Source organism: Flagellimonas algicola, assembly GCF_005937185.1.
GTDB lineage: Bacteria > Bacteroidota > Bacteroidia > Flavobacteriales > Flavobacteriaceae > Flagellimonas > Flagellimonas algicola.
The window spans coordinates 937,896-959,227 of sequence record NZ_VCNI01000001.1; the positions used below are offsets into that span (position 1 = coordinate 937,896).

Consider the following 21,332-nt stretch of genomic DNA (forward strand, 5'->3'; position numbering starts at 1 on the left):
TGCTCATTGCTCATTGCTCATTGCTGACGGCTGATTGCTGATTGCTGATTGCTGATTGCTGATTGCTGATTGCTGATTGCTGATTAACCAAAAAACCACAGTTTTATCGCCATTATAATCACCATTACCACCAAAAAAGTCTTGATAAATCCATCGCCCTTTTTGACAGAAAAACGGCTGGAAATCCACCCACCTGTGCCATTCCCTATAGCCAAGATAAGTCCAACTTTCCAGTCTACTTTATCATTGAAAGCAAAAACAGCCAAGGCGGACAGCATATAAACAAAGACCACTACCACTTTGGTGGCATTGACTCGAACCAGATTCATACGGTTTACAAAATGCATGAACAAAATCATGAGGAAACCAAGGCCGGCGTTTATAAAACCTCCATAAATTCCAAAAAAGAAGAAGACCACGATGCTCAGCCAGAGGTATTTTCCGGTGAGCCGTTCCTGCATTTCCTCCAATTTCAGTTTAGGCTTGAAAATGATAATCAAAACCACGGCCAACATCACCATGGCCAAAATCTTATTGAATGTCTCCCCATCCACATCCACAGCAATCCGAGCCCCTAGGATGGCCCCTAAAAAGGCAGAAATTCCAAGATAAATATTGAAGGGATATGTCGAGACACCTTTACTCTTGAATCCAGCGGTGGCTATGGCCGTTTGTATCACAATGGCCACTCTATTGGTTCCATTGGCCACAGCCGGGGGCAAGCCTAGAAAAATCAGGGTTGGAAGCGACAGAAGAGACCCACCTCCTGCAATGGTGTTGATAAAGCCTACGGCAAAACCCACCACAACCAAAAGCACATAATGGTACCACTGATCCATGGGGGCAAATGTAAGTGGTATAAATGAAATGTAAATCTGAAATAAAATAAAGTCTTCAGGTTTTTATTGAAATGAAAAAGCTTACTATATTTGCACCCGCCTTTGCGATGGTAAAAGATGGCAAAGGGCGGGCAAGCCCGCAAATATCGGAGGAATGGCAGAGTGGTCGAATGCGGCAGTCTTGAAAACTGTTGAGGGTCACACCTCCGGGGGTTCGAATCCCTCTTCCTCCGCTGATATTGTTTATATCACATCATTAAAACCTGTAAATTATTGATTTACAGGTTTTTTGTTTTTTAGGGTGTCAAATGATATCATTTGAAATCATACCAAAAAGTGCCCATTTCGGTGCCCTTTCAAATCTCATCAAAAAGGGGCACCTATTATGATTTAAAATATTGTTAATCAGTATTTTACATTCATTTTTATTTGATATTTTTTTTCTAATTTCAAGGCAAATAATGTTAAAATCGGTGTCACTTTATGGTATCTCTCCTATTCTATCTTAGAAAATACAAATCCGACCGAGTTGGCAGGTCAATGATTTATGTAAGAATTACAATTGATGGAAAACGTTCTGAATTCAGTTCAGGTCGAAAAGTACATCCGAGTATTTGGGATGCCGCATACGGAAAGGTATTGGGATTTTCCCAAGAAGTACGACAATTGAATTCATATCTAAGCAAGATACGTACCGACCTTTACTTACATGCGGATAAATTGAAAGGTCAAGGCCAAACACTTACAGCAGTTTCTCTAAAAGAATCCTATTTGGGATTGGATAAGCCCAACAAAATGCTCTTAGAGATATTTCAAGAACACAACAATCAAGTAGAGAGTTTGGTGGGAAGGGATTTTGCAGCTGGTACCTCCGAACGCTATCGCACGGCAATGAGTCATCTTAAGGAATACCTCCAAAAAGAGCATAGAAGAAATGATATTCCAGTACAGCATGTGAATCATACCTTTATATCAGGGTTCGAATATTACTTAAAGACAAAAAGAAAATGTAGTTACAATACTGCCATTAAGTATGTGGTCAATTTCAAAAAGATCATTCGGATTGCCTATGCCAATGGTTGGATTACCAAAGACCCCTTTGCCAATTGGAAGGCGAGATTGAAAACTGTTGACCGGGAATTCTTGACCAATGAAGAGCTTCAGCAACTAATAGATCATCCTTTTTCAAATGAGCGCTTGGAACACGTAAGGGATTGTTTTGTTTTCTGCTGTTTTACCGGGTTGGCGTATGCGGATGTGAAAAAGCTGACCCATAATGATTTTGTGATAGGCATTGATGGTGAGCTGTGGATCAATACCAAGCGTGCCAAAACAAATACAAAAAGTAATATTCCCGTTTTGCCAACAGCTATGATGATACTCGAAAAATATGAGAATAGTCCCTTATTAATTGATAAAAGGGTTTTACCAGTTTTGACCAACCAAAAAATGAATGCCTACTTAAAGGAAATAGCTGACCTCAGTGGTATCAAAAAGCATTTGACCACACATTTGGCTAGACATACTTTTGCAACCACTGTAACTCTCTCTAATGGTGTTTCCATTGAATCGGTAAGTAAGATGTTAGGACACAAATCACTTCGTACAACCCAGCATTATGCAAAAATCTTAAATCGGAAAGTTAGCGAGGACATGCAGTTACTAAAAAAGAAGTTGAGCTTTCAGAAAAAAGTAGCATCTGGAAACACATAATTAAAGTCCCATTTCTTACCCCTAAACTTTGCGTTTGGATCCTGTTTCGATTTTATAGTGTTCTGATAGAAAAGCGTTAAGTAAAATCGAAATAGGGCGCACCTACCATATCCTTTTATATCTTTTTTTTCAATCTAAAAGTGAGACTTTCAAACAGCCATAAACGATATCAGATTTGACTTGATGAAAGCAATCTGCCAAACGAATACAAACTGTGGCAACAAATATTTTTTACTGTAAAAAATTCCAATGTTTACTGGGCCTGCCGAGGTTTTTACAGTAAAAACTTTTTTTGGTTAGATTTTGTTTTCACATAATTGATTGAAAATCAATTAACTAAAAAACGTAACATCGCGTTAGCGTGTTACCCTCTTGCTTTTCCTTTTCGTCACGCCAAAGCGTGACCAAAAACAAAACAACTTGACCAAATAGCCAGTTGCTTTTAAGTATAATTTTCGATGGAAGTGATTATCAGGAAAGTCAAATCATTATAGGACAATCAAACATAAAAATTGTCGGGTTCCGAGCTCTTAAATCTACGAAATTTAGTGAAACCCGAATATAGGTAATTCATAGCAATTATCTTCAAATAATATGATTATCGGAAAAGCTAAAGTAGCTTCCTTTTGGTACAATGATTAAATGGTCCAAAACTTTTACTTCAAATAGCTCTGCAGCATTTTTAATTCTTTTGGAGAGTTCGATATCTGAATTGACACCATTTATACCTGAATTCATACCCTAAATTTCTATGTTTTCAAATGAACTTCAACCCTTTGAATCCCTACTTGTAGACATGTTCCACAAAACAGTCTTTGTGTTTGTTGGTAAACAGATAGTCCAAATGTCACTAAGTCGGCCTTACGTATGGAAAGCTAAGAGATTGCCTACCATACCTGCCATTTCACATAATCCTGAGGTCAATCAGATTAACACAGACCTCATGGGACACCCCTAAAAACAAATATACGTTGGCTATTTAATGAGATTACTGGGGGGAAATCCAAACTGTTTTTTAAAACACCTGCTGAAATAGAGTGGATCATTGAACCCAATGAAGTCTGTTACTTCAGAAACATTGTATTTTTTGGTCTTTAGCAGTTGGGCAGACTTTTTTAATCGAACCGTTCGAATGAATTCATTTGGAGCCAAATCTGTCAACTCCTTTATTTTTCTATACAACTTGGAAGAACTCATCCCCATTTCCCTACATAAAAAGGTTGTGGTCAGGTCCGGGTTGTTCAGGTTTTCGTGAACCAAATCTGTAACCTTCCGCATAAATTCCTCATCTACTGGCGAATGGGTCAAAAGGCTCACCTCACTTTCCACTTCTCCCGAAAATTTCGCTTTTAATTCCAATCGGGTTCGAATGATGTTTTCTATCCTCGATTTTAATAGCGAAGGATCAAAAGGTTTTACTAGATAACCATCCGCCCCTACATCAAATCCCTTGATTTTGTCCTCACTTTCAGAAAGTGCGGTTAGCAGAATAACCGGGATATGACTTATGAATTCATCATTTTTGAGCGCCACACAAAAGGCATGGCCGTCCATAACAGGCATCATAACATCCGCCACACAGAGCATCGGCTTAATCTGACGACACAAGCTCAACCCTTTGTCACCATTTTCCGCACTGTACACTTTGTAATAATCAGATAGGTAATCCACTATATAATTTCGGAGTTCCTCATTGTCCTCGATAACCAGAATCTTTTCTTTTAGATGCGTACTCTGAATTATCTTTTTTGCAGATTCCACCTGGAGGGATTCTTTTTCTTTGGGCTTGGACGAATATTCGAAAACCTCCGTTTTTTTGTAGTATTTACGGTTAATGGGAAGTTCTAAAGTGAACACGCTCCCGTTGGACTGTGCGCTTTGGAGGTTTATGTTTCCCTTGTGTAGCTCTGTCAGGGATTTGACCAAAGCCAGCCCAATTCCAGTGCCCGTATTATTTTCCTTGCTATTTGCAGCTTGATAAAAGCGTCCGAAAACCTTGCGCTGACTCTCTGCAGGGATTCCTATTCCGTCATCACTTACCTCTACAACCAGCCAGCCCTTTGGCCTATCCTTTTTGCCAATAAAAACATCAACATGACCATAGTTGGGGGTGAATTTCAGTGCATTGGACAGTAGATTGTATAAGACCTTGTCGAATTTATCTTGGTCTATCCATCCCAATATTTCCTTCTCTTCCGTACTTAAATTGTAATGTATCTTCTTGTTGCTCGCCAATTGTTGGAAGGAATCGAACACGTTTTGCGTGTGAAGAAGAATATTGGTTTGGGTCACCTTTAACTTTAATTCGCCCGTTTGTGCCTTTCTAAAATCCAGAATTTGATTGACCAAACCCAACAGTCGATTTGCATTTTGATGGATTAGATTGAAACGCTTCAATTGATACTTATTCCCATTTTCCTCACCTTCCTCCAATAACTGTTTGGAGGGTCCCAAAATTAGTGTCAAAGGGGTTCGTAGTTCATGGGAGATATTGGTAAAGAACCGCAATTTTTCATTGTTCAGTTTTTCATCGTGTTCCCTTTTTACTTTGACCATTAGTAATTCCTGCTTCAAGCGCAGCCTGTTTTTTACCTCCCTTCGGACAAAAAAGATAACCACAGAAATAAAGAAAATCACCACAAACAAGGCTTGATAGGTTAACCAAAATGGTGGGGAAATACTGATGTCAAATGAATTCTCTTTGCTCCAATATCCATTGCTGTTACCCGCCCTAACCTTAAAAACATAATCATCTGGATATAAATTGGTGTACTGTACAGTTCTTGAGGTACTGTTGACCGCAATCCAGTCTTTGTCAAACCCTTCCAGTTTATACTCATATTGATTGGAACGTTCCCTCACATAGGAGGGCATGGCAAACTTGAGTGAAAAATTCCGGTTGTCGAAGTCCAGTGCTATCTTTTTACCATAATTCAAGTCTTCCGTGAGCAGTTTTTGACCGTTGATCACTGTACCCGGTAGCACATCCCTATGAGCAATTTTGAATTCGGTTATCAATGGTAAAGGAGCCGAATGGTTTTCGGACAATTCCAAGGGAGAAAAGTAAATGACCCCATTATCTCCACCCAGATAAATACGGGAATCATCATAAAACAAAAAGCCTCTTTTGTTGTATATGTTGGATCGCACCCCGTTGTTTACAAAAAATGTCCGAAAATCCCCTGTTTTCGAATTGTATTTGGCTATGCGATTGTAATTCATATTCAACCACATTTGACCCAAGGAGTCAATGCCCATATCCGTTACCCAAATGTCCTTTAATTCCTTGGGTGTCTCCTTTGCCAAAAACATATCCTTTTGTGGGTCATAATAGTTAAGGCCTTGTCGGGTTGCAGCCCAAACACGTCCATCAGAATCCACCAAAATATCTTTTATCTTGTCATTCGTCAATCCCTTAGATGCTCCATCCTTATAGGCGTAATGTTTTACTTCTCCATTTATTTCATCGTAACGGAAGACCCCGTTTTCCGAAGCGATCCACAACAACCCATATCTGGAGCCTACAATTTTATTGATTTCCTGATTTCCAAGGATTTCTTTAGCTATGGGGGTAGATGTATTGGTGGAGAGGTTATACTGCCATAACCCCTCCCCTTTGGTTCCAATCAGTAATTTATTCGGTTCTCGTTGGTAGAAAGAGAAAATAGGGCCGTTTTCAAACCTCAATTGCAATTCCTTTATACTTCGATTTCTATGATCATAGCAAAACACTTTGCCATCCCACATCCCAATATAGAAGACTTTCTGGTCAAGGGAATAAATACTCCCTACCCGTTCCTCTACATCAAAAATTTTCTTAATTTCTTCTCCTCCAGCTAAATAAACCCCATTAAAGTGGGTCCCTATTAGAAGTTCCCCATCATAGGTTTTTCCAAAACTGCTCACCACTGGTGGAACCCGGGTAGCAAATGCACTCTCTGAAATGAGCTTGAATTGATTACCGTAAGGGTCATACTTATCTAGACCGTTTTCTGTACCTATCCATAAAACCCCAGATTGGTCAAAGAATATGGAAGAAATGTAGTTATTGACCAACGAATTGGCATTGAGCATGTCCGGAAGATGTCGGTCATATTTACCTAAAGCAATATCTTCCAACGCATTACATGTGATAATTCCATTTTGGGTCCCAATCCAATATTTTTTGTCCGGACCCTGTGCTATGCACCGGAAAAAATCAGGGTCTTCTTGGGACACCAATTCAAAAATATCATTGGTCTTATCCAACTTGCTCAGTCCTTCTTGGGAACCTGCAAAAATGTCCCCCTTGTCATCCTCATAAATAAAATAAACTCCAGGATTGATGTCATTGGTCTTACTTGGATAGGGCAGCTGGTAGTTCTTTAGGTTAGATAAGTTGTTACCCGAATCAATATCAAAAGAATAGAGCCCATGCTTGAATGTTCCGATCCATATTTTCTTATCCTTGGTTTGGGTAATTGCACGAACATGGTGAACATCCTCAATGTTAATTTTGACAAACTGTTCATTGGTCTGGTCATAAAAACAAAGACCCTTGAACTTGGTCCCAACCCAAACACGATCATTGTCATCTACAAACACCGCTCTTACTTTGCTTCCGTTAATTCCATTTTGTTTGGTGGAATCTGGCAAAAATGTTTGAAAAGATCCCGATCGTAAACAAAATCGGGTAAGTCCTTTACTGGTGCCTATCCAAAGTTTTTGCTTTTTATCCAGTGCAAGCTTAGTAATGTCATCGTCCTGAAGATAGTTGGGATTGTCCTGTTGCCCATGATACACTTTAAAATCGTGTCCATCAAACCGATTGACGCCACCAAATGTCCCTAACCACAAAAAGCCATTTTTGTCTTGCAAAATGGATCTTACCGAGTTATGGGACAAGCCATCTGCATCTCCATAATGTTCAAAGACAATGTCCTGACCAGATAGCAACTGGCCAATTAAAAGACTGAATATGAATGCCTTTAGTTTATACATTGCCTTATAAATCTACAATAATGCTGCTTAATTTAAACTGATGTCAGGTTTGAAATCACGAGGCCTCTCCTCGTTAAGCTGTATAACCTGACCATTTTCCATGTCTATCATAAAATGGTCTGAAGGTTTACCATTCAACATTTTTCCAAAAATCCTTCCTAAATTGCCCATCCATTTTTGTGGCCCTTGACTTTCGTTGGCTTGGAAAGCATTCAAAACCAATACATATTGTTGCAAACGATCCTGATCAATATCGGCCAAGGCCAGTTCATCCGCATTTCGTACTTTATAAAAATCAAAAACTAAATCGAATACTTTCCAGGATTGCAGTTGATCCCACGGTAGGGATTGATTCTCCTTCATGACCTCAGTTAAAGTTTGGCTCAAGTCATCTAAATCCAAAGCAGCATTTTGCGTAAAAGTTCCCGAATCCATTTGCGAGACAGCGAACAACTCCGCTCCACTAAGAGATAACAGCTCGTTTATAAATCTATCCGGCCAGTCTTGGGGCAAAAAACGAAGTCTAACCAATTCCCTCAAATGCCATTGGGTAAAGTCCCTATACGTTTCTGATAAAAGAATATTGGAATTCCAAATATTTTGGGTGGAGGTATTCGTCAAATAGGCATGTTCCATCTCATACAAAGGAAAAAGCTCTTTATAGTTCTGCACAGAATCCATTCGTATGGTCTCTACTTCAATTTCATTTTTAGTTTTAATGGTAGCAATTTTATAGGCTGGGCTATAGGCCGCCAAGGATGGCACCTGCACATTCACCAAGGTATTTCCCAACTTGGTTGTCCTGACTCCGGTGTCGTTGATATGCATATGTCCGCCAAAATGAATTTTAAGTCCAGCCTCGGCAAAACCTTGCGCCACAGATTCTTGGGGAACCCGATGCAATTGAAATGTATTTTTTCCAAACACCTCGCTTAACTCCAAGCTGGTGTCGTCGTTAAAATCAATCATAGGATAATGACTAAAAGCTATGACCATTTTACCCTGTGTTTTGGCCAAGGCCATAGTCTTTTTTACCCATGGAATCAGGTGCTTTTTATGTGTAAGCACCTGATTGTACCCAATGCTTGCACTCCCATAATAGTTAGGGCTTGAAGGTTCCTCCGCGAGTTCCTTTTTGGGAATGTAAACATTCCCATCCAAGGCCAATAGCCAAAGTCCCTCTACCGGTTCAACCAAATAACTTGCATCCGGCAGTGCAATCCCCGAGTAAACCGTGTACATGCGATTTTCCAAGATTGCGGATTCCAGTGCTTTGTTGTACGTATAAGTGTCTAGGTCATATTCTGAAAAAGGGGTTTCCCAATAATGGTAGTCTACGCTAGGGGAAAATCCGAAGTTCTTTAACTCTGCCAGAATCCCCTCATAGCCCATGTTTTGTATCTCTGCGGTTACTATGGGCGGAAGCTGTGTGGAATTATTCTGGGGAGCTAAATCCAATTGACTCACAATAGCTTGTTCCTGGCCTGCCTCTCCTAGAAAATCCAGCTTACCTGAGGGCATGGCAAATGGCCGTACGGGATCATGGTTACCCGTAATAGCAAAGAAACTGATATCGTGTTGTTGGGTATAAAAATCCAGCAGTTTCCTAACTGCCCTAACATTCAATGGCTGGCCATCATCGGAAAAATCACCAGGTAACACCACATAGGACACACCTCGCTTGGCCGCATCGTCCAATGCAGCTTTAAAAGCAAAATAATTCTCGTTAAAAAGTCGCGTGGAACGCAACTGTGCTCCCATGGTTCGTATCGTATTGTATTTTCCAGTAACCGGATTTTGGACCCCGCGATAACCTGTGTCACTAAATGTTCCATGGATGTCATGCAGATGCACATCAGCCATAAAGGCGATTTTTAATCCCTCTGCGTGAGATCCCTCTCTTTTACCACAAGCAAGGATGCAAATAACAAAGGACAGTATGCAAGCAAATCCCGTGACCGTACGCCTGTAACTAATTCCAACTATGTTCATATATTCCGTTCTCAAACAGCTTGACTATTCGTTAAGGAGAGACCATCAGGAGTATACACGGAAAACCTTGACCGATCATTACCTCGAAAAATAAAAGTTCCATCTTTCTTGACTAATTGGTTAAGGAAAATGGTCTATCCTCACTTTGGATCCCCCAGGATGTGTTAGGGGTATCTCCCATTTCAAAATCGATTACACCTCCATTGATCATTTCAAAATGGTTCAAATAATTTTTGGAGGTTGGTTTACCATTTACTTTTAAAGATTGAATGTACTTTTTTTCCTCCGAGGCCCCCATGGCATTGATTATCAGTTTCTTACCATTGTCCAGGGTAATGGTAATCTTATCAAAATGCGGCCCGGAAATCACATACTCAGGCACCGAAGGAGAAACCGGATAAAAGCCCATGGCCGCAAATACGTACCATGCAGACATTTGACCAGCATCGTCATTACCACTAAGACCTCCCACCTCATTACTATATTCCGTTTTCATAATGTAATCCACCAATTCCTGGGTTTTCCAAGGTTGCCCTGAAAAATTATATAGAAATGGAATTTGGTGACCAGGCTCATTGCCATGCCAGTATTGCCCTTTTTTATGGAAGTTGTCCAAATTACGATTAAACCCAGCTTCGCCACCCATAAGCTCCATTAGTCCGCTTACATCATGCGGAACATACCAAGTATATTGATAGGGTGTTCCTTCTGTGATATAAGACTGTCGGACGTATTTATCCAACTCAGGAATAAATTCCCCATTGGCATATCTGCCCCTTAAACAAGAGTCCTTAGCACTGTACACGTTGCGATAATTTTTAGCACGTTCGGTTAATATACCGGTATGCTTCGTATCGCCCATTTTTTTGGCGGTGCGACTCAGGGCAAAATCATCAAAGGCATATTCCAAGGTTCTGGATACCTGTTCATTTTTATGAAATGATTCCGCCACCGGATCTTCCAGAGGAACAAAGCCATATTGAAGGTAAGACTCCAAAGCCCGTCTGCCCTTCCCTTGTTTGTATTCCTCAAAGTCTTGGGGCAGTTCAAAAGCGTTTTTTAGGAGGAAGTTATATTGGTGTTCTGTAAGGTCAATGACCTCCTTTACATACGCATCGGACACCGCTGCAATCACATGATCACCGATCATTGCAGATGTATATTGGTTCCAAAGTGGAAAAATGGGAAGCCAACCACCCTGTTCCGCCTTAAGAAACAAACTGTTCATCATTTGAGCGTTCTTAGAAGGCGTAAGCAAGTTAAAAAGTGGATGGGATGCTCGGTAGGTATCCCACATGGAAAAATCTGAGAAATAATCTGTTCCTCCAGTGTTGAGTACTTGGGCTCCTCCAGCAAAACTAGGATAAGAGCCATCAACATCATTAAAAATCCTGGGCTGCAAATAGCTGTGGTAAAGGGCTGTATAAAAGGTGGTCTTATCAGCTTCGGACCTACCTTCCACCTTTACCCTGTTCAGGAGATTCTCCCATGTCTCCTTTAGATTTGTCTTTGCCGTTTCAAAATCCAACTGTTGGGTCTCATATTCCAGATTCTTTCTGGCCTGGTCCATACTGGTAAAGGAAGACCCCACCACAAGCTGGATCGTCTCCCCTTGCCTGATATCAAAAGTGGCATAACCTCCAATGTCCTTTTGGTTGGAAATTTCGGCCACCTTTTCCAAAATTTCAGCTTGGTCATAAATCCCATAGCTTTTAAAACTTCTATCAAACTTCACCACAAAATACCCACTAAAACCTGCCGGTTCATCCCATCCCTGGTATATACGGTGTACTGGATTATACCCAATAATTTCATTGGATTCTGGTAAAACTTTCACATATCCTTGTCCCTCATCACTATTGGGATTCACCACCACATGGGCTTCCCCAGTTGTTCCAAACGTAAACTGGAACAAACCACTACGTTTGGTGGCGGTCATTTTAGCTTCTATATCGTAATCCGCCAAGCTAACCTCATAACTATAGGGCGTGGCTTTTTCATTTTCATGTAAAAATTTGGACCCTCTTTCCTCTGGAAGACACTTTAGCTTTCCAGCTATCGGCATGAGGGTCATGCTTCCATAATCCTGTACACAGGAACCGCTGAGCCAATGACTCCCCCGAAATCCCTGAATAATGGAATCAGTATAATAGTATGGGGCGTGGCATTTGGTTTCTGTCGCCTTGGTCTGGGGTGTCCAGTTGGTCATTCCGAATGGAACCGTAACATAGGGCACTACTTGGGCGTTGTTCTCCTTCCCATGTCCATGTTTTAAGGCACTTGCTGTTGAGGCGGGCGCTGTGCCGATCAACGGATTGACGTAGCTAACAAGTTGTGTTTGGGAAGTTTGGACCTGCTTTTTACACCCTAGCAGCAAACAACATGCAATTGTGGACATAGTTATAGCTATTCCCCAATGTTGCTTTGTTCGCAATTTAAAAAAGATAGTCTCCATAATTATTCCCAATTAAAAGGAACATTTTAGTCATCCCAAAATCTGTTCCCATCCCATTTGCCTAATCTATATTAAGAATTGAATTGTCCAAATTAGCATCTTGAGTCACATCTTGGGTGTTCTTTAATATAATTTGTTTATGCGATGCAGTTGGAATGCTCATATTGTCCATCTGCAAAGATTCCACATCATCAAAGATATAGGCAGGGCGATAATCTTTGTCATCCAAGGTCAAAGTCACATCTTTAAAGGTAACACCTGTTGCATGTCGCACATAAAATCCCCAAGCTGGTAATTCTCCAAACATTGAAAACTCCGGATATTTTTTTACTTGCTCCGGCACTTGATCTAATCTGTTCACTGGAACATATGCCATTCCCTTGGAGGCTCTTCCGGGGAACCTTATTTCCACATTTTCTATGGTCACGTCCTCAACTTTATGACCCGGTATTCCGGTAATGGAAGAAGGAAATGGATTATGGAAAAAATCCACCTCCGGTCCCCTTAGATCATAATCAATGTCCGGTCTGCCAAAAGGCACTTCAACCTTTATATCCTTAATATGGACATTTTTTACAATTCCCGGGGTTTCCCCACTTCTGTGTCCCAAACGAATAAAAATGGCATTGCCCGTATTTTTAGCTACTATATTGGACACTTTGATATTTTCTATAACCCCACCATCCACACTTTCAATAGCAATAACCGAACGAAAGGTGTCAAAAACCTCAATGTTTTCTATGGTCACATTTTTGAATCCGCCGTGGGAAGCTGTTCCAAATTTAAGGGCACTAGCACTGCTTCTTACCGTACAATTGGCTATATATATGTTGTCATTATAATGGTCCGGATAGTAGGATTTCAAACAAATCCCATCATCAGCGGAATCTACATCGCAATTGGTCACCTTCACATTTTTACAGTCCGTAATGTCCATCCCGTCATTGTTCCAATAGGCTCTGTTGACCACTTTTAGGTTATCCAATTTTAGGTTCTCGCAAAGTTCAAAAGAAAGTCCCCAGCAGGAACCATTGTACAGGCTTAAATCCAGAATATCTACATTTTTACATGAGGAAAATCGGAACAACTTGGGTCTAGCGGTTTCATTGGGTCGCATTCTGCGATAGTTGTATTTAGGGTCGATTCGCTCCCCGGTATGATGCAAACTATCTATACTTAAGGCCAGTTCACGCCCTTGTCCATCAATCTTCCCCTGCCCGTAAATTTTAAAGTTATTGGCTTTGTAGGCCACCAAGAATGCCATTTGGGAATTGTCGTCCTTTTTGGGCGAATCTGGTCTTCCTTCCATCACAATTTCTTTATAATCGTAGGGATTGGGACTGCCCAAGAGCACCGCGTCTTTTTTAAGATAGAGGCTAACATTTGATTTCATTTCCAAACTGCCGGAAAGGTAATCCCCTGCAGGAAATACCAAGGTTCCTCCGCCTTTCTGTGCCACTTGTTCAATAAGGGTTTGAAGGGCATTTGTATTTAAGGTAAGCCCGTCACCAACCACCCCATGACCAGTGACTTCATATTCTTGGTCATCAGTCTTTTTGATGTATTCTTTGCTGGCAACGTTTTGGGAATCCATGTGCTCCTTGGAAGCAGTTTCTTTACATGCATCAAGTAAAAACAGACTCGCCAAAAGGGAGATAGTAATATTTGAAACTCGAAGTTTACATAACATAATTAATAATTTTAATCCCAGTTGGTTTGGGGCGTGTTCCCCAGTTCAATTCGTAAGACACCTCCTTCGGCTATCAGGTTGAAGTCGATAATGCTGGAATTTATGGGACTACCATTCCAGCTTAACTGTTTAATAAATATGTTCTTTTCGGACAGTCCATTGGTCATAATTTGCAAAGGTTCTCCCACTGTTTTGATGATTATATTTTTAAATAGCGGGGTGGTTACCACTAAATCCGTACTCCCCGGGAAAACAGGATATAAACCTAAGGCAGAGCACACAAACCAGGCGGACATGGTCCCTGCATCATCGTCCATTTCCTTAATATAACCATGAGGTGTCGCTTTAAATATTTTACGCGTACTTGGAGTTTCCCATTTCTTATGGGTGCCATACCAATTGTTGGTTTCTTTGGTCAACAGGCGATTTACCAATTCCTGTGTTTTCCATGGTGAATCGGTATAAGCATATAAATAAGGTACCTGTATATCTGGTTGGTTCCCTATATTGAATAATTCGTTTTGAAAAAAATAGTCCAATTGCTCCTCAAATTTCTTTTTTCCTCCCATAAGCCTCTGAATACCCTTAATGTCATACGGAACCAACCAACGGTATTGCCAAAGGGTACCTTCATAAAGCCCATCCCCGTGCATCACATCAGAAGCTTCATCCATGATCAAGAACTTTTCCTTCCATGTTTTTTTATATTGACGCGCTTGTGCACGATACTTCCTATAATCTCTCGTTTGCCCTATTTCCATGGCTATTTGCGATAACGCCCAGAGATCATAGGAGGATTCCAAGACATTATCTGGTGTTTCAAAGGGTAGTTGACCTGCCTCTTCTTGAAGTTGAAGATAAATGGTTTTGAGAGAAATGGGCAGCAATCCTTTTTTATGGGCATCCAAAAGAACAATGCTAGAATGTTCCGTCCGTACAGTGATAAAGGGTTCTGTTTGGGTGGCCCAATCCGCCTTGCCTTGACGATACAGCTTTCCTATAGAATTTACTATATCGCTGTACTGTTTTGGGTAGAGCAGTGACAATAGGGGCAGTTTGGTTCTAAAAGTATCCCAGATGGACCAACCATGATACTGGCTTCTACCACTTGTATAATAGGTTTCACCATCGCTGCCTTTAAAGGAACCATCCTTGTCTTGGACTTGAAATGGGGTTTGCAATAGATGGTAAAGATGGGTGTAAAACAAGGTTTTGTGTTCTTCATTTTCACCTACCACGTCAACAACGGATAATAAATCAGCCCATTCCCGACGAGTCTCTTCCTTGACTTCATCAAATTGTTTGGTTCCCAAATGCTGAAGGTTCTGCAGGGCATTTTGTGGGCTTACCGTCGAAAGAGCACATCGAAGCTCAACCTCTTGATCAGCAAATGTTTTAAAAGAAAATGAGAGTTTACCATCTTCTTCCTCAATATTGTAATTTTCCATGTTGATGGATAGTGCATAATAAAAAGTATATTTCCCTTTATCACACACATTGGCACCGGAAACTTCTCCAGTTAATATGCCATCTGCGCGAAATTGATGTACTTCATTATAAAATTTGGAAAGTGAGCTGGACATGTCCAAAGTCAATCCGGAAGCTTCACTTTCAGGAAAGGTATATTTATGAAAAGCGACTAGACGGGATGCTGTTAATTGGCATTGAATCCCATTTTCCAATTCTACAGCATAAAATCCAGCATGTGCTTTTTCCGAATCTTTTTTAAAGGGTTGTGGCTCCGGGTATGGTGAATTTGAACCAACATAGGGCAATACCCTAAGGTTTCCTCCTACTCCCCTACAACCCACACCAGAAAAACGAGTATTGGAAAAACCCAGAATTTCAATGGCATCGTAATCATATCCCGAATGTCCAAGAGGGTAGGTATCAGGGGCTGGTTTTACCATGCCAAAGGGAACCGCAGCAGCAGGGTCTGTTTGGCCGTGATCACTCCCAGTGCAGATAAATGGATCCACGTAATCAACGTTCTGCTTTTCCACGGCCGCATTGCTTTGTGCAAGAAGACTGGATGTACCAATTAACAAACAAAACGATATGGTTATAAGTTTCACTTGTATCTTAATTAGAATTGATTCATAGGTAAAATGGATCCCAAAATGGGCACGCCTTACAAAATAGTTGGGGTACTATGCAAAATAAAGGGCAGGTTCGGTTTTGTACCTGCCCTTTTGTAAACTCAACCTAACTCAAAAAATTAACTAAACTCAAACAACTAGAATTTTTCAGGCTGAATTCTAATATCCTGGATTTTGTTCCAAAGTGCCATCGGACAGAAGCAATTCATTATCCGGGATTGGTCTTAAAAGATGGATGTTACTGTCAAATGCCCCATGATCCACATTTTGCGGATTGTACAAATTGGTTCTTTCTTCAAGTTTGCCAGTACGTTTAAGCACTGCCCATCTATTCTCTTCTCCAGACAGTTCTATGGCACGCTCATCCAAAATAGTATCAATATCAAGAGTAGTATAGAAATTGGCATCACCGGTTGCCCTCTCCCGAACTACATTCAAATGCTGTAGTCCAGAAGCAGCATTGCCAGATCCCAAATAAGCTTCGGCTGCGATAAGATGGGTCTCGGCAATTCTAAAAACAAAGGTGTCCCTAGATCCACCGCTTCCTCCGTCAATACCCACATCATCAAATTTTTTGAAGATCGGAAAATTAATCCGGTTGATGTTAGATGAATACTGGTACACTGCACCGGGTACATCATCAGGTAGTCCGAAAAGATATTGGTCTGGTTGGTAAACCCAATATCTATCGAGTTTATCGGCAAGTTCAGCTGCATCCACCGCATTTTTGGGATAGTATATTACCGTATCCCCAGTAATAATATCATCAACTGGCTGACCATCTCCAGAAGTAAAGCTAGCATCCTCAGCTGCAAAAAGCACACGATGCAGCGTTACCTCATCCCTTGTGTCATTGTCCGCAAACAACCCATAAAAATAGGGTGTGGGCATTACGCCACTACTACTTGCTCCATACTGACTATTTCTACCTACCCCTGCATAATTTTCTATGGAGTTCATCGCGAAGCCATGCTTGGTATTTGTGCGATCGGCATCACTTCCTTGTGTCCCGTATTGTACGGCAAAAAGTACTTCAGAATTTACTTGGTTGCCCAAATCAAATACCTCCGCATAGGTTTGGCTTCGGATATCATAGGAACCGATAGCCTGTTCCGCCAAGGAAGCCGCAGTATCAAAATCAGAGGCATTTCCAAAGGAAGTGTATGCTCTGGTCAAATAAACATCGGCCAATAAATGTTGTGCTGCCCTTCTAGAAAATCTTCCAGTATCTGGTGCATCTAGTAATCCGGGAATTGCAGCTTCAAGATCTTCGATAATCTGGGCATAGGTGTCAGCCTCGGAAGATCGTGCATAATCTGAGCGAATGGTTGTGGTTTCTTCCAAATCCAAAACCAATCCCCCAAAGTGCTGTACCAAATTATAAAATGCCAATGCTCTCAAGGCTCTGGCTTGCGCCACCCCATAATCTCTAGCCCCTAGATTTGAATCATTCCAAGAAATTTGGTTTTCATAACGATTTATAGCAATGTTGGCATCGGCAATTAGATCGTAATTGTCTCTCCAATAATCTTCAATATTTCCGTTATCAGAACTTAATCCGAAATAGTCGTTTAAGCTATTAAACTCCTGTACCATTGATTTTGCAGAATACACATCGGTACCATACATATTGATATCATACCTTTTGTAGATATCCCTAAGGTTGGCATAAATACCTGCAATTAATTGGTCGGCATTATTTTCATCAATGAACTTTTCTGCGGTCACATCCGAGAAGAACTCCTCTTCAAGATAGTCTTCGCAAGCCAAAAACAAGGTCGCAAGCATCCCAAGAAGCACATATTTTAGTTTTAAAAATGATTTCATTTCTAATATTTTTTAAGATTTACAGTGTTACGTTTAGGCCCAGCAAAATAACTTTGGTCAAATAGGCACTACTATACGAGTTTTGTAAACCCGTCTCAGGATCTGGTCCTTCATAATCCGTAAAAATGAACGGATTTTGAATATCCAGCGAAACATTTAATCCATTCAGTTTTAGTTTGTCCAGAACTGGTTGTTCAAAAGAGTAGGTAAAACCAATGTTCCCTATTTTAACAAAATCAAACTCCTCGTAGTAGTATTCACCAGGATGACCGTAGGCCAATGCAGGTCTGCTAGCGTTAGGGTTATTTGGGGTCCAATAGTCCAAGTTCAATTTGTTGAATTTGGCACCATCATTCTGGTAAGGCGCAAAGTTTTGGTACCACTCTGAGTGACCCAAAGTACCTTGTCTTGTGTTCACCTGTACTCTTGCCTCCAAATTTCTATATCTAAAGGTATTGGTCATACCACCAATCCAATCGGGAGCGTTAGACCCAATAACCGTCTTATCATCATTATTGATCACTCCATCATTGTTTTGATCTACAAATTTGAACTGCCCTGGTAAGTATCCAAAAGATTCGGCTTCAGCAACCTCATCCAACTGCCAAATTCCCTCATTTTCATAGGCAAAAATGGCATCTGATGGCTGGCCAACCTGCAATACCCCGTGACGCCCAAATGGAATTTGTTCCAAATCGCCGTCAAGCTCAAGGATTTCATTTTTATTTCGAGCAAAGTTGAATTCACTTCTCCACGTAAAATCTCCTTTTGATATGTTCAAAGTGTTTAATACCACTTCAATACCCCGATTTCTTATAGATCCAAAATTTCCTATGGCACTATCAAAACCTGAAATATCAAATAAAGTTCTTGGGAATAAACTTCCATCGGTTTCTTTATTGTAGTAATCAACAGAAAGTCCAATGCGATTGTTGAACAACCCTAAATCGATACCTATGTTTGTCTCTTTGGAAATTTCCCAAGTCAACTCCTGATTGGCAAGTCCAGATACGGTCTGTGCATTTACTACCTGATCACCAAACAAGTAGGTAGAACCGTCCAAGAAAGAGAATGAACTATATGGATTTACTGGTTCTATGTTACCGGTTCGTCCATAACTCAGTCTCAATTTTAAATTATCTAACCAATCGGCATCTTGTACAAAATTTTCTTCACTAATTCTCCAAGCGAATGCTGCTGATGGGAAGAAATCCCATTGATTACCTTGGGCTAAGCGGGAAGCACCATCATAACGTCCGGTCACTGTGAATAGGTAGCGATCTTTGATAGAATAATTCAATCTACCTGCAAAAGAGGCAATATTTTCCTTTAAAAAATTGCTATCAAATTCCCTAACATCAAGACCCTCTCCCGTATTGAAGAATAAGAAATCGTCAGTACTGAAATTTCGGGTTTGAATATTACTACCTTCTCTTTCCCTTTGGTACAATGATGAAATCAAAGTAGCTTTTAAATCATGCCCATCCATCAAATTAAACTCCATATCCACGATGTTATCCCAGGTATAGGCCACTTCGGTGAAAGTGTTGTAAATAGAACGGGTTCTTCCTGGATCGTTTCTTGCTGCTTTTGTCAGCAGACCTCGATATTCCCCGTCTCTGGTAGAGCTAAGGTTTGGTGAGAACTGAGTCTTAATGTTCATCCATGGATATGGTTTGTATTCCAAGAACACATTGGCAATAACATCAAAGCGTTTGGTATTTACCCTCCAAGCTCCGTCTATTTCGTATATAGGATTAATAAACCTTTGATCCTGCTCATCTGGAATTAGGTCTATAGAACCATCATCTTCAAAGGGATTAACTGTGGGTGCCAATCTAAAAGAACTTCTAAATAATTCACGGCTTCCTTGTTCTCTTTCTGAAAATGACAAATAAGTTTTTATTCCAAAGCTGAACTTATCGTTCATTTTCTTGGTCAGTGCGCCAGTTAAATTATAACGTTCATAATCTTCGATACCGACAACTCCCTCATCTTTAAGGTAGCCTATGGAAGCGTTATATATCAATCCATTTTCACCACCTGTTACACCAAACGTGTGGCTCGTTTGGATTCCTGTCTCTTGTGCCAGGTCTATCCAATCTGTATAATTACGTTGCGCCACATTGTTCAGTTCCTCATCTCCAATAAATTCTGTTGTTAAATCGGGGTTGATGGCATCATAATCTGCTACCGTAGGAGTTCCGGGAAACAACGTTCCAAACTCACGTGCACGCACAACATCGTTAACAAATGCCACATATTCATCCCCATCATAAAAATCTGGCACATTTACAGGACTACGTACCCCAAAGGTGGCGTCGTAAGTAAATCTTGCTTTCCCCTCAAATCCGTTTTTGGTTGTTATAATGACAACTCCATTTGCACCTCTAGAACCGTAAATGGCAGTTGATGAAGCATCTTTAAGAACATCTATTTGTTGGATGTCCGCCGGATTCAATGCATTAATATTATCAAAAAAGATCCCATCAACTACATACAGTGGCTGTCCTAAATCCCTGCCGGGATCATCGTTGATACCATCGTTTCCAGTATTGTCATTTCTCAAAGCCGTGTTACCCCTAACGTTTATAGAAAGGGGCGCTCCTGGTTTGTTGTTCAGAGTTCTAACATCTACCCCCGCCAATCGTCCTTGAATTGCTTGGGCCACATCTGTCTTTCGTTGTTCCACCACATCCTTGCTTCCCAAGGAAACTACAGAACCGGTTAAATCTTTCTTTGTGGTTGTACCATAACCAATAACCACAACCTCATCCAATCCAGTGGTTGACGCCACCAGTTGAATGGAATAGTTGGGAGATCCATCCAACTGAATCTCTTTGGAGTCAAATCCGATATAAGAGACCACCAGTACAGCATTGCCGTTCTGTACCGATATGGTAAAATTCCCGTCAAAGTCAGTGACCACTCCGTTACTTGTTCCCTTTTCCAAAATGTTGGCACCTGGCAAGGGTACATTTTGGTCATCATAAACCACTCCGGACACGGCTTGTTGTGCCCACGAAATGGTTGCAGTTCCCATAAATAGGAAGAGCAGTAATACGTTTAGTTTTTTCATCATAATATTGCTTAGTTAATACAGTTGATCAAACTTAAAAGCAATAGAGATTTTGGGCTATGGATATATTGATCAAAAAGATGGATGAAACTTTCAACCTTACTTTATTTGGGAAATTTTGGGGCTTAGGACCTAGAAAAAGCCCTTTAAATGTTCGATTTAAGGAACTTCATTAAGCGCATTGGGTAATTAGCAAAAACTACCATTTTACATACCCAAAATCTTATTCAATCCGTAAACTATCTACCACATTGTACAATTTAATTTATCATCCCAGATTTTGGATGCCTTATGTACTGGTCTATATTCTTAATTCAAAAACCAAATGCCCAATGGAACCAACGATTTTTAGAACTCTTCAATTAGGCTTAGACTGTATTGTTTTGATTTACAATCAAAGAACAAGAAAAAAGGGCGCAATTGTTAAAGTTTAGTTAAACAAGTGTCCCTTTCGGTGTTAGTGGAATTTTCATTCTTTGAAAAGTCCTAAAAACAGTGGATTTTTCCAGTTCAAAAAAGACCCTCTTCCTCCGCAAAGAAAAGCTTCACCATGGTGAAGCTTTTTTATTTTTTAGAGCAAACGAAATTGGTTTCAATTTGCGATAGAAAATAAAAATGGCTCTGTTAGGAGCTTTTCTTTGTATTGGATTCCATTTTG

The 21,332-nt window shown here is 40.5% G+C and carries 10 protein-coding genes and 1 tRNA gene; 2 read left to right on the forward strand and 9 right to left on the reverse strand.

The window, feature by feature from the left end; genetic code table 11:
- Positions 1–83: 83 nt before the first annotated feature.
- On the reverse strand, positions 84–839 hold the full coding sequence (locus FGG15_RS04085) for a sulfite exporter TauE/SafE family protein (RefSeq protein WP_138833486.1): 756 nt from the start codon (positions 837–839) through the stop codon (positions 84–86).
- Between the two features lie 148 nt (positions 840–987).
- On the opposite strand from FGG15_RS04085, the gene FGG15_RS04090 reads away from it, so the two are divergent.
- Positions 988–1,072 (forward strand) — tRNA-Ser (locus FGG15_RS04090).
- Positions 1,073–1,322: 250 nt separating this feature from the next.
- The gene (locus tag FGG15_RS04095) at positions 1,323–2,552 is read left to right on the forward strand and encodes a site-specific integrase (protein WP_138833488.1); all 1,230 of its coding nucleotides are present in this window, start codon (positions 1,323–1,325) and stop codon (positions 2,550–2,552) included.
- A gap of 585 nt (positions 2,553–3,137) precedes the next feature.
- Here FGG15_RS04095 and FGG15_RS04100 read toward each other — a convergent pair.
- The 8 genes from FGG15_RS04100 to FGG15_RS04135 all read right to left on the reverse strand — a co-directional run bounded on the left by FGG15_RS04100 (position 3,138) and on the right by FGG15_RS04135 (position 20,677).
- Entirely contained in the window at positions 3,138–3,290 is a 153-nt protein-coding gene (locus FGG15_RS04100) for a JAB domain-containing protein (RefSeq protein WP_138833490.1), read from the reverse strand.
- 237 nt (positions 3,291–3,527) lie between these two features.
- The gene (locus tag FGG15_RS04105) at positions 3,528–7,532 is read right to left on the reverse strand and encodes a hybrid sensor histidine kinase/response regulator transcription factor (protein WP_138833492.1); all 4,005 of its coding nucleotides are present in this window, start codon (positions 7,530–7,532) and stop codon (positions 3,528–3,530) included.
- Between the two features lie 27 nt (positions 7,533–7,559).
- The gene (locus FGG15_RS04110; protein ID WP_138833494.1) at positions 7,560–9,524 is read right to left on the reverse strand and encodes a metallophosphoesterase; all 1,965 of its coding nucleotides are present in this window, start codon (positions 9,522–9,524) and stop codon (positions 7,560–7,562) included.
- A 112-nt stretch (positions 9,525–9,636) separates the two neighbouring features.
- Complete coding sequence (locus FGG15_RS04115) at positions 9,637–11,922, reverse strand: GH92 family glycosyl hydrolase (protein ID WP_138833496.1); 2,286 nt, start codon at positions 11,920–11,922, stop codon at positions 9,637–9,639.
- 118 nt (positions 11,923–12,040) lie between these two features.
- On the reverse strand, positions 12,041–13,669 hold the full coding sequence (locus FGG15_RS04120; protein ID WP_237561740.1) for a glycoside hydrolase family 28 protein: 1,629 nt from the start codon (positions 13,667–13,669) through the stop codon (positions 12,041–12,043).
- 11 nt (positions 13,670–13,680) lie between these two features.
- Positions 13,681–15,672 (reverse strand): glycoside hydrolase domain-containing protein, encoded by a 1,992-nt coding sequence (locus FGG15_RS04125; RefSeq protein WP_138833498.1) that lies wholly within the window; start codon positions 15,670–15,672, stop codon positions 13,681–13,683.
- Between the two features lie 255 nt (positions 15,673–15,927).
- Positions 15,928–17,595 carry a RagB/SusD family nutrient uptake outer membrane protein gene (locus tag FGG15_RS04130; protein ID WP_138833500.1) on the reverse strand — a complete coding sequence of 556 codons (1,668 nt, stop codon included), beginning with the start codon at positions 17,593–17,595 and terminating at the stop codon, positions 15,928–15,930.
- Between the two features lie 19 nt (positions 17,596–17,614).
- Complete coding sequence (locus tag FGG15_RS04135) at positions 17,615–20,677, reverse strand: SusC/RagA family TonB-linked outer membrane protein (RefSeq protein WP_138833502.1); 3,063 nt, start codon at positions 20,675–20,677, stop codon at positions 17,615–17,617.
- Between the last annotated feature and the right edge of the window lie 655 nt (positions 20,678–21,332).

What these genes read in the sequence shown, in the direction of transcription:
- FGG15_RS04085 (WP_138833486.1), bottom strand. Translation starts at nt 839, where the DNA reads ATGGATCAGTGGTACCATTATGTGCTTTTGGTTGTGGTGGGTTTTGCC.
- FGG15_RS04095 (WP_138833488.1), top strand. Translation starts at nt 1,323, where the DNA reads ATGGTATCTCTCCTATTCTATCTTAGAAAATACAAATCCGACCGAGTT.
- FGG15_RS04100 (WP_138833490.1), bottom strand. Translation starts at nt 3,290, where the DNA reads ATGAATTCAGGTATAAATGGTGTCAATTCAGATATCGAACTCTCCAAA.
- FGG15_RS04105 (WP_138833492.1), bottom strand. Translation starts at nt 7,532, where the DNA reads ATGTATAAACTAAAGGCATTCATATTCAGTCTTTTAATTGGCCAGTTG.
- FGG15_RS04110 (WP_138833494.1), bottom strand. Translation starts at nt 9,524, where the DNA reads ATGAACATAGTTGGAATTAGTTACAGGCGTACGGTCACGGGATTTGCT.
- FGG15_RS04115 (WP_138833496.1), bottom strand. Translation starts at nt 11,922, where the DNA reads ATGTCCACAATTGCATGTTGTTTGCTGCTAGGGTGTAAAAAGCAGGTC.
- FGG15_RS04120 (WP_237561740.1), bottom strand. Translation starts at nt 13,669, where the DNA reads ATGTTATGTAAACTTCGAGTTTCAAATATTACTATCTCCCTTTTGGCG.
- FGG15_RS04130 (WP_138833500.1), bottom strand. Translation starts at nt 17,595, where the DNA reads ATGAAATCATTTTTAAAACTAAAATATGTGCTTCTTGGGATGCTTGCG.
- FGG15_RS04135 (WP_138833502.1), bottom strand. Translation starts at nt 20,677, where the DNA reads ATGATGAAAAAACTAAACGTATTACTGCTCTTCCTATTTATGGGAACT.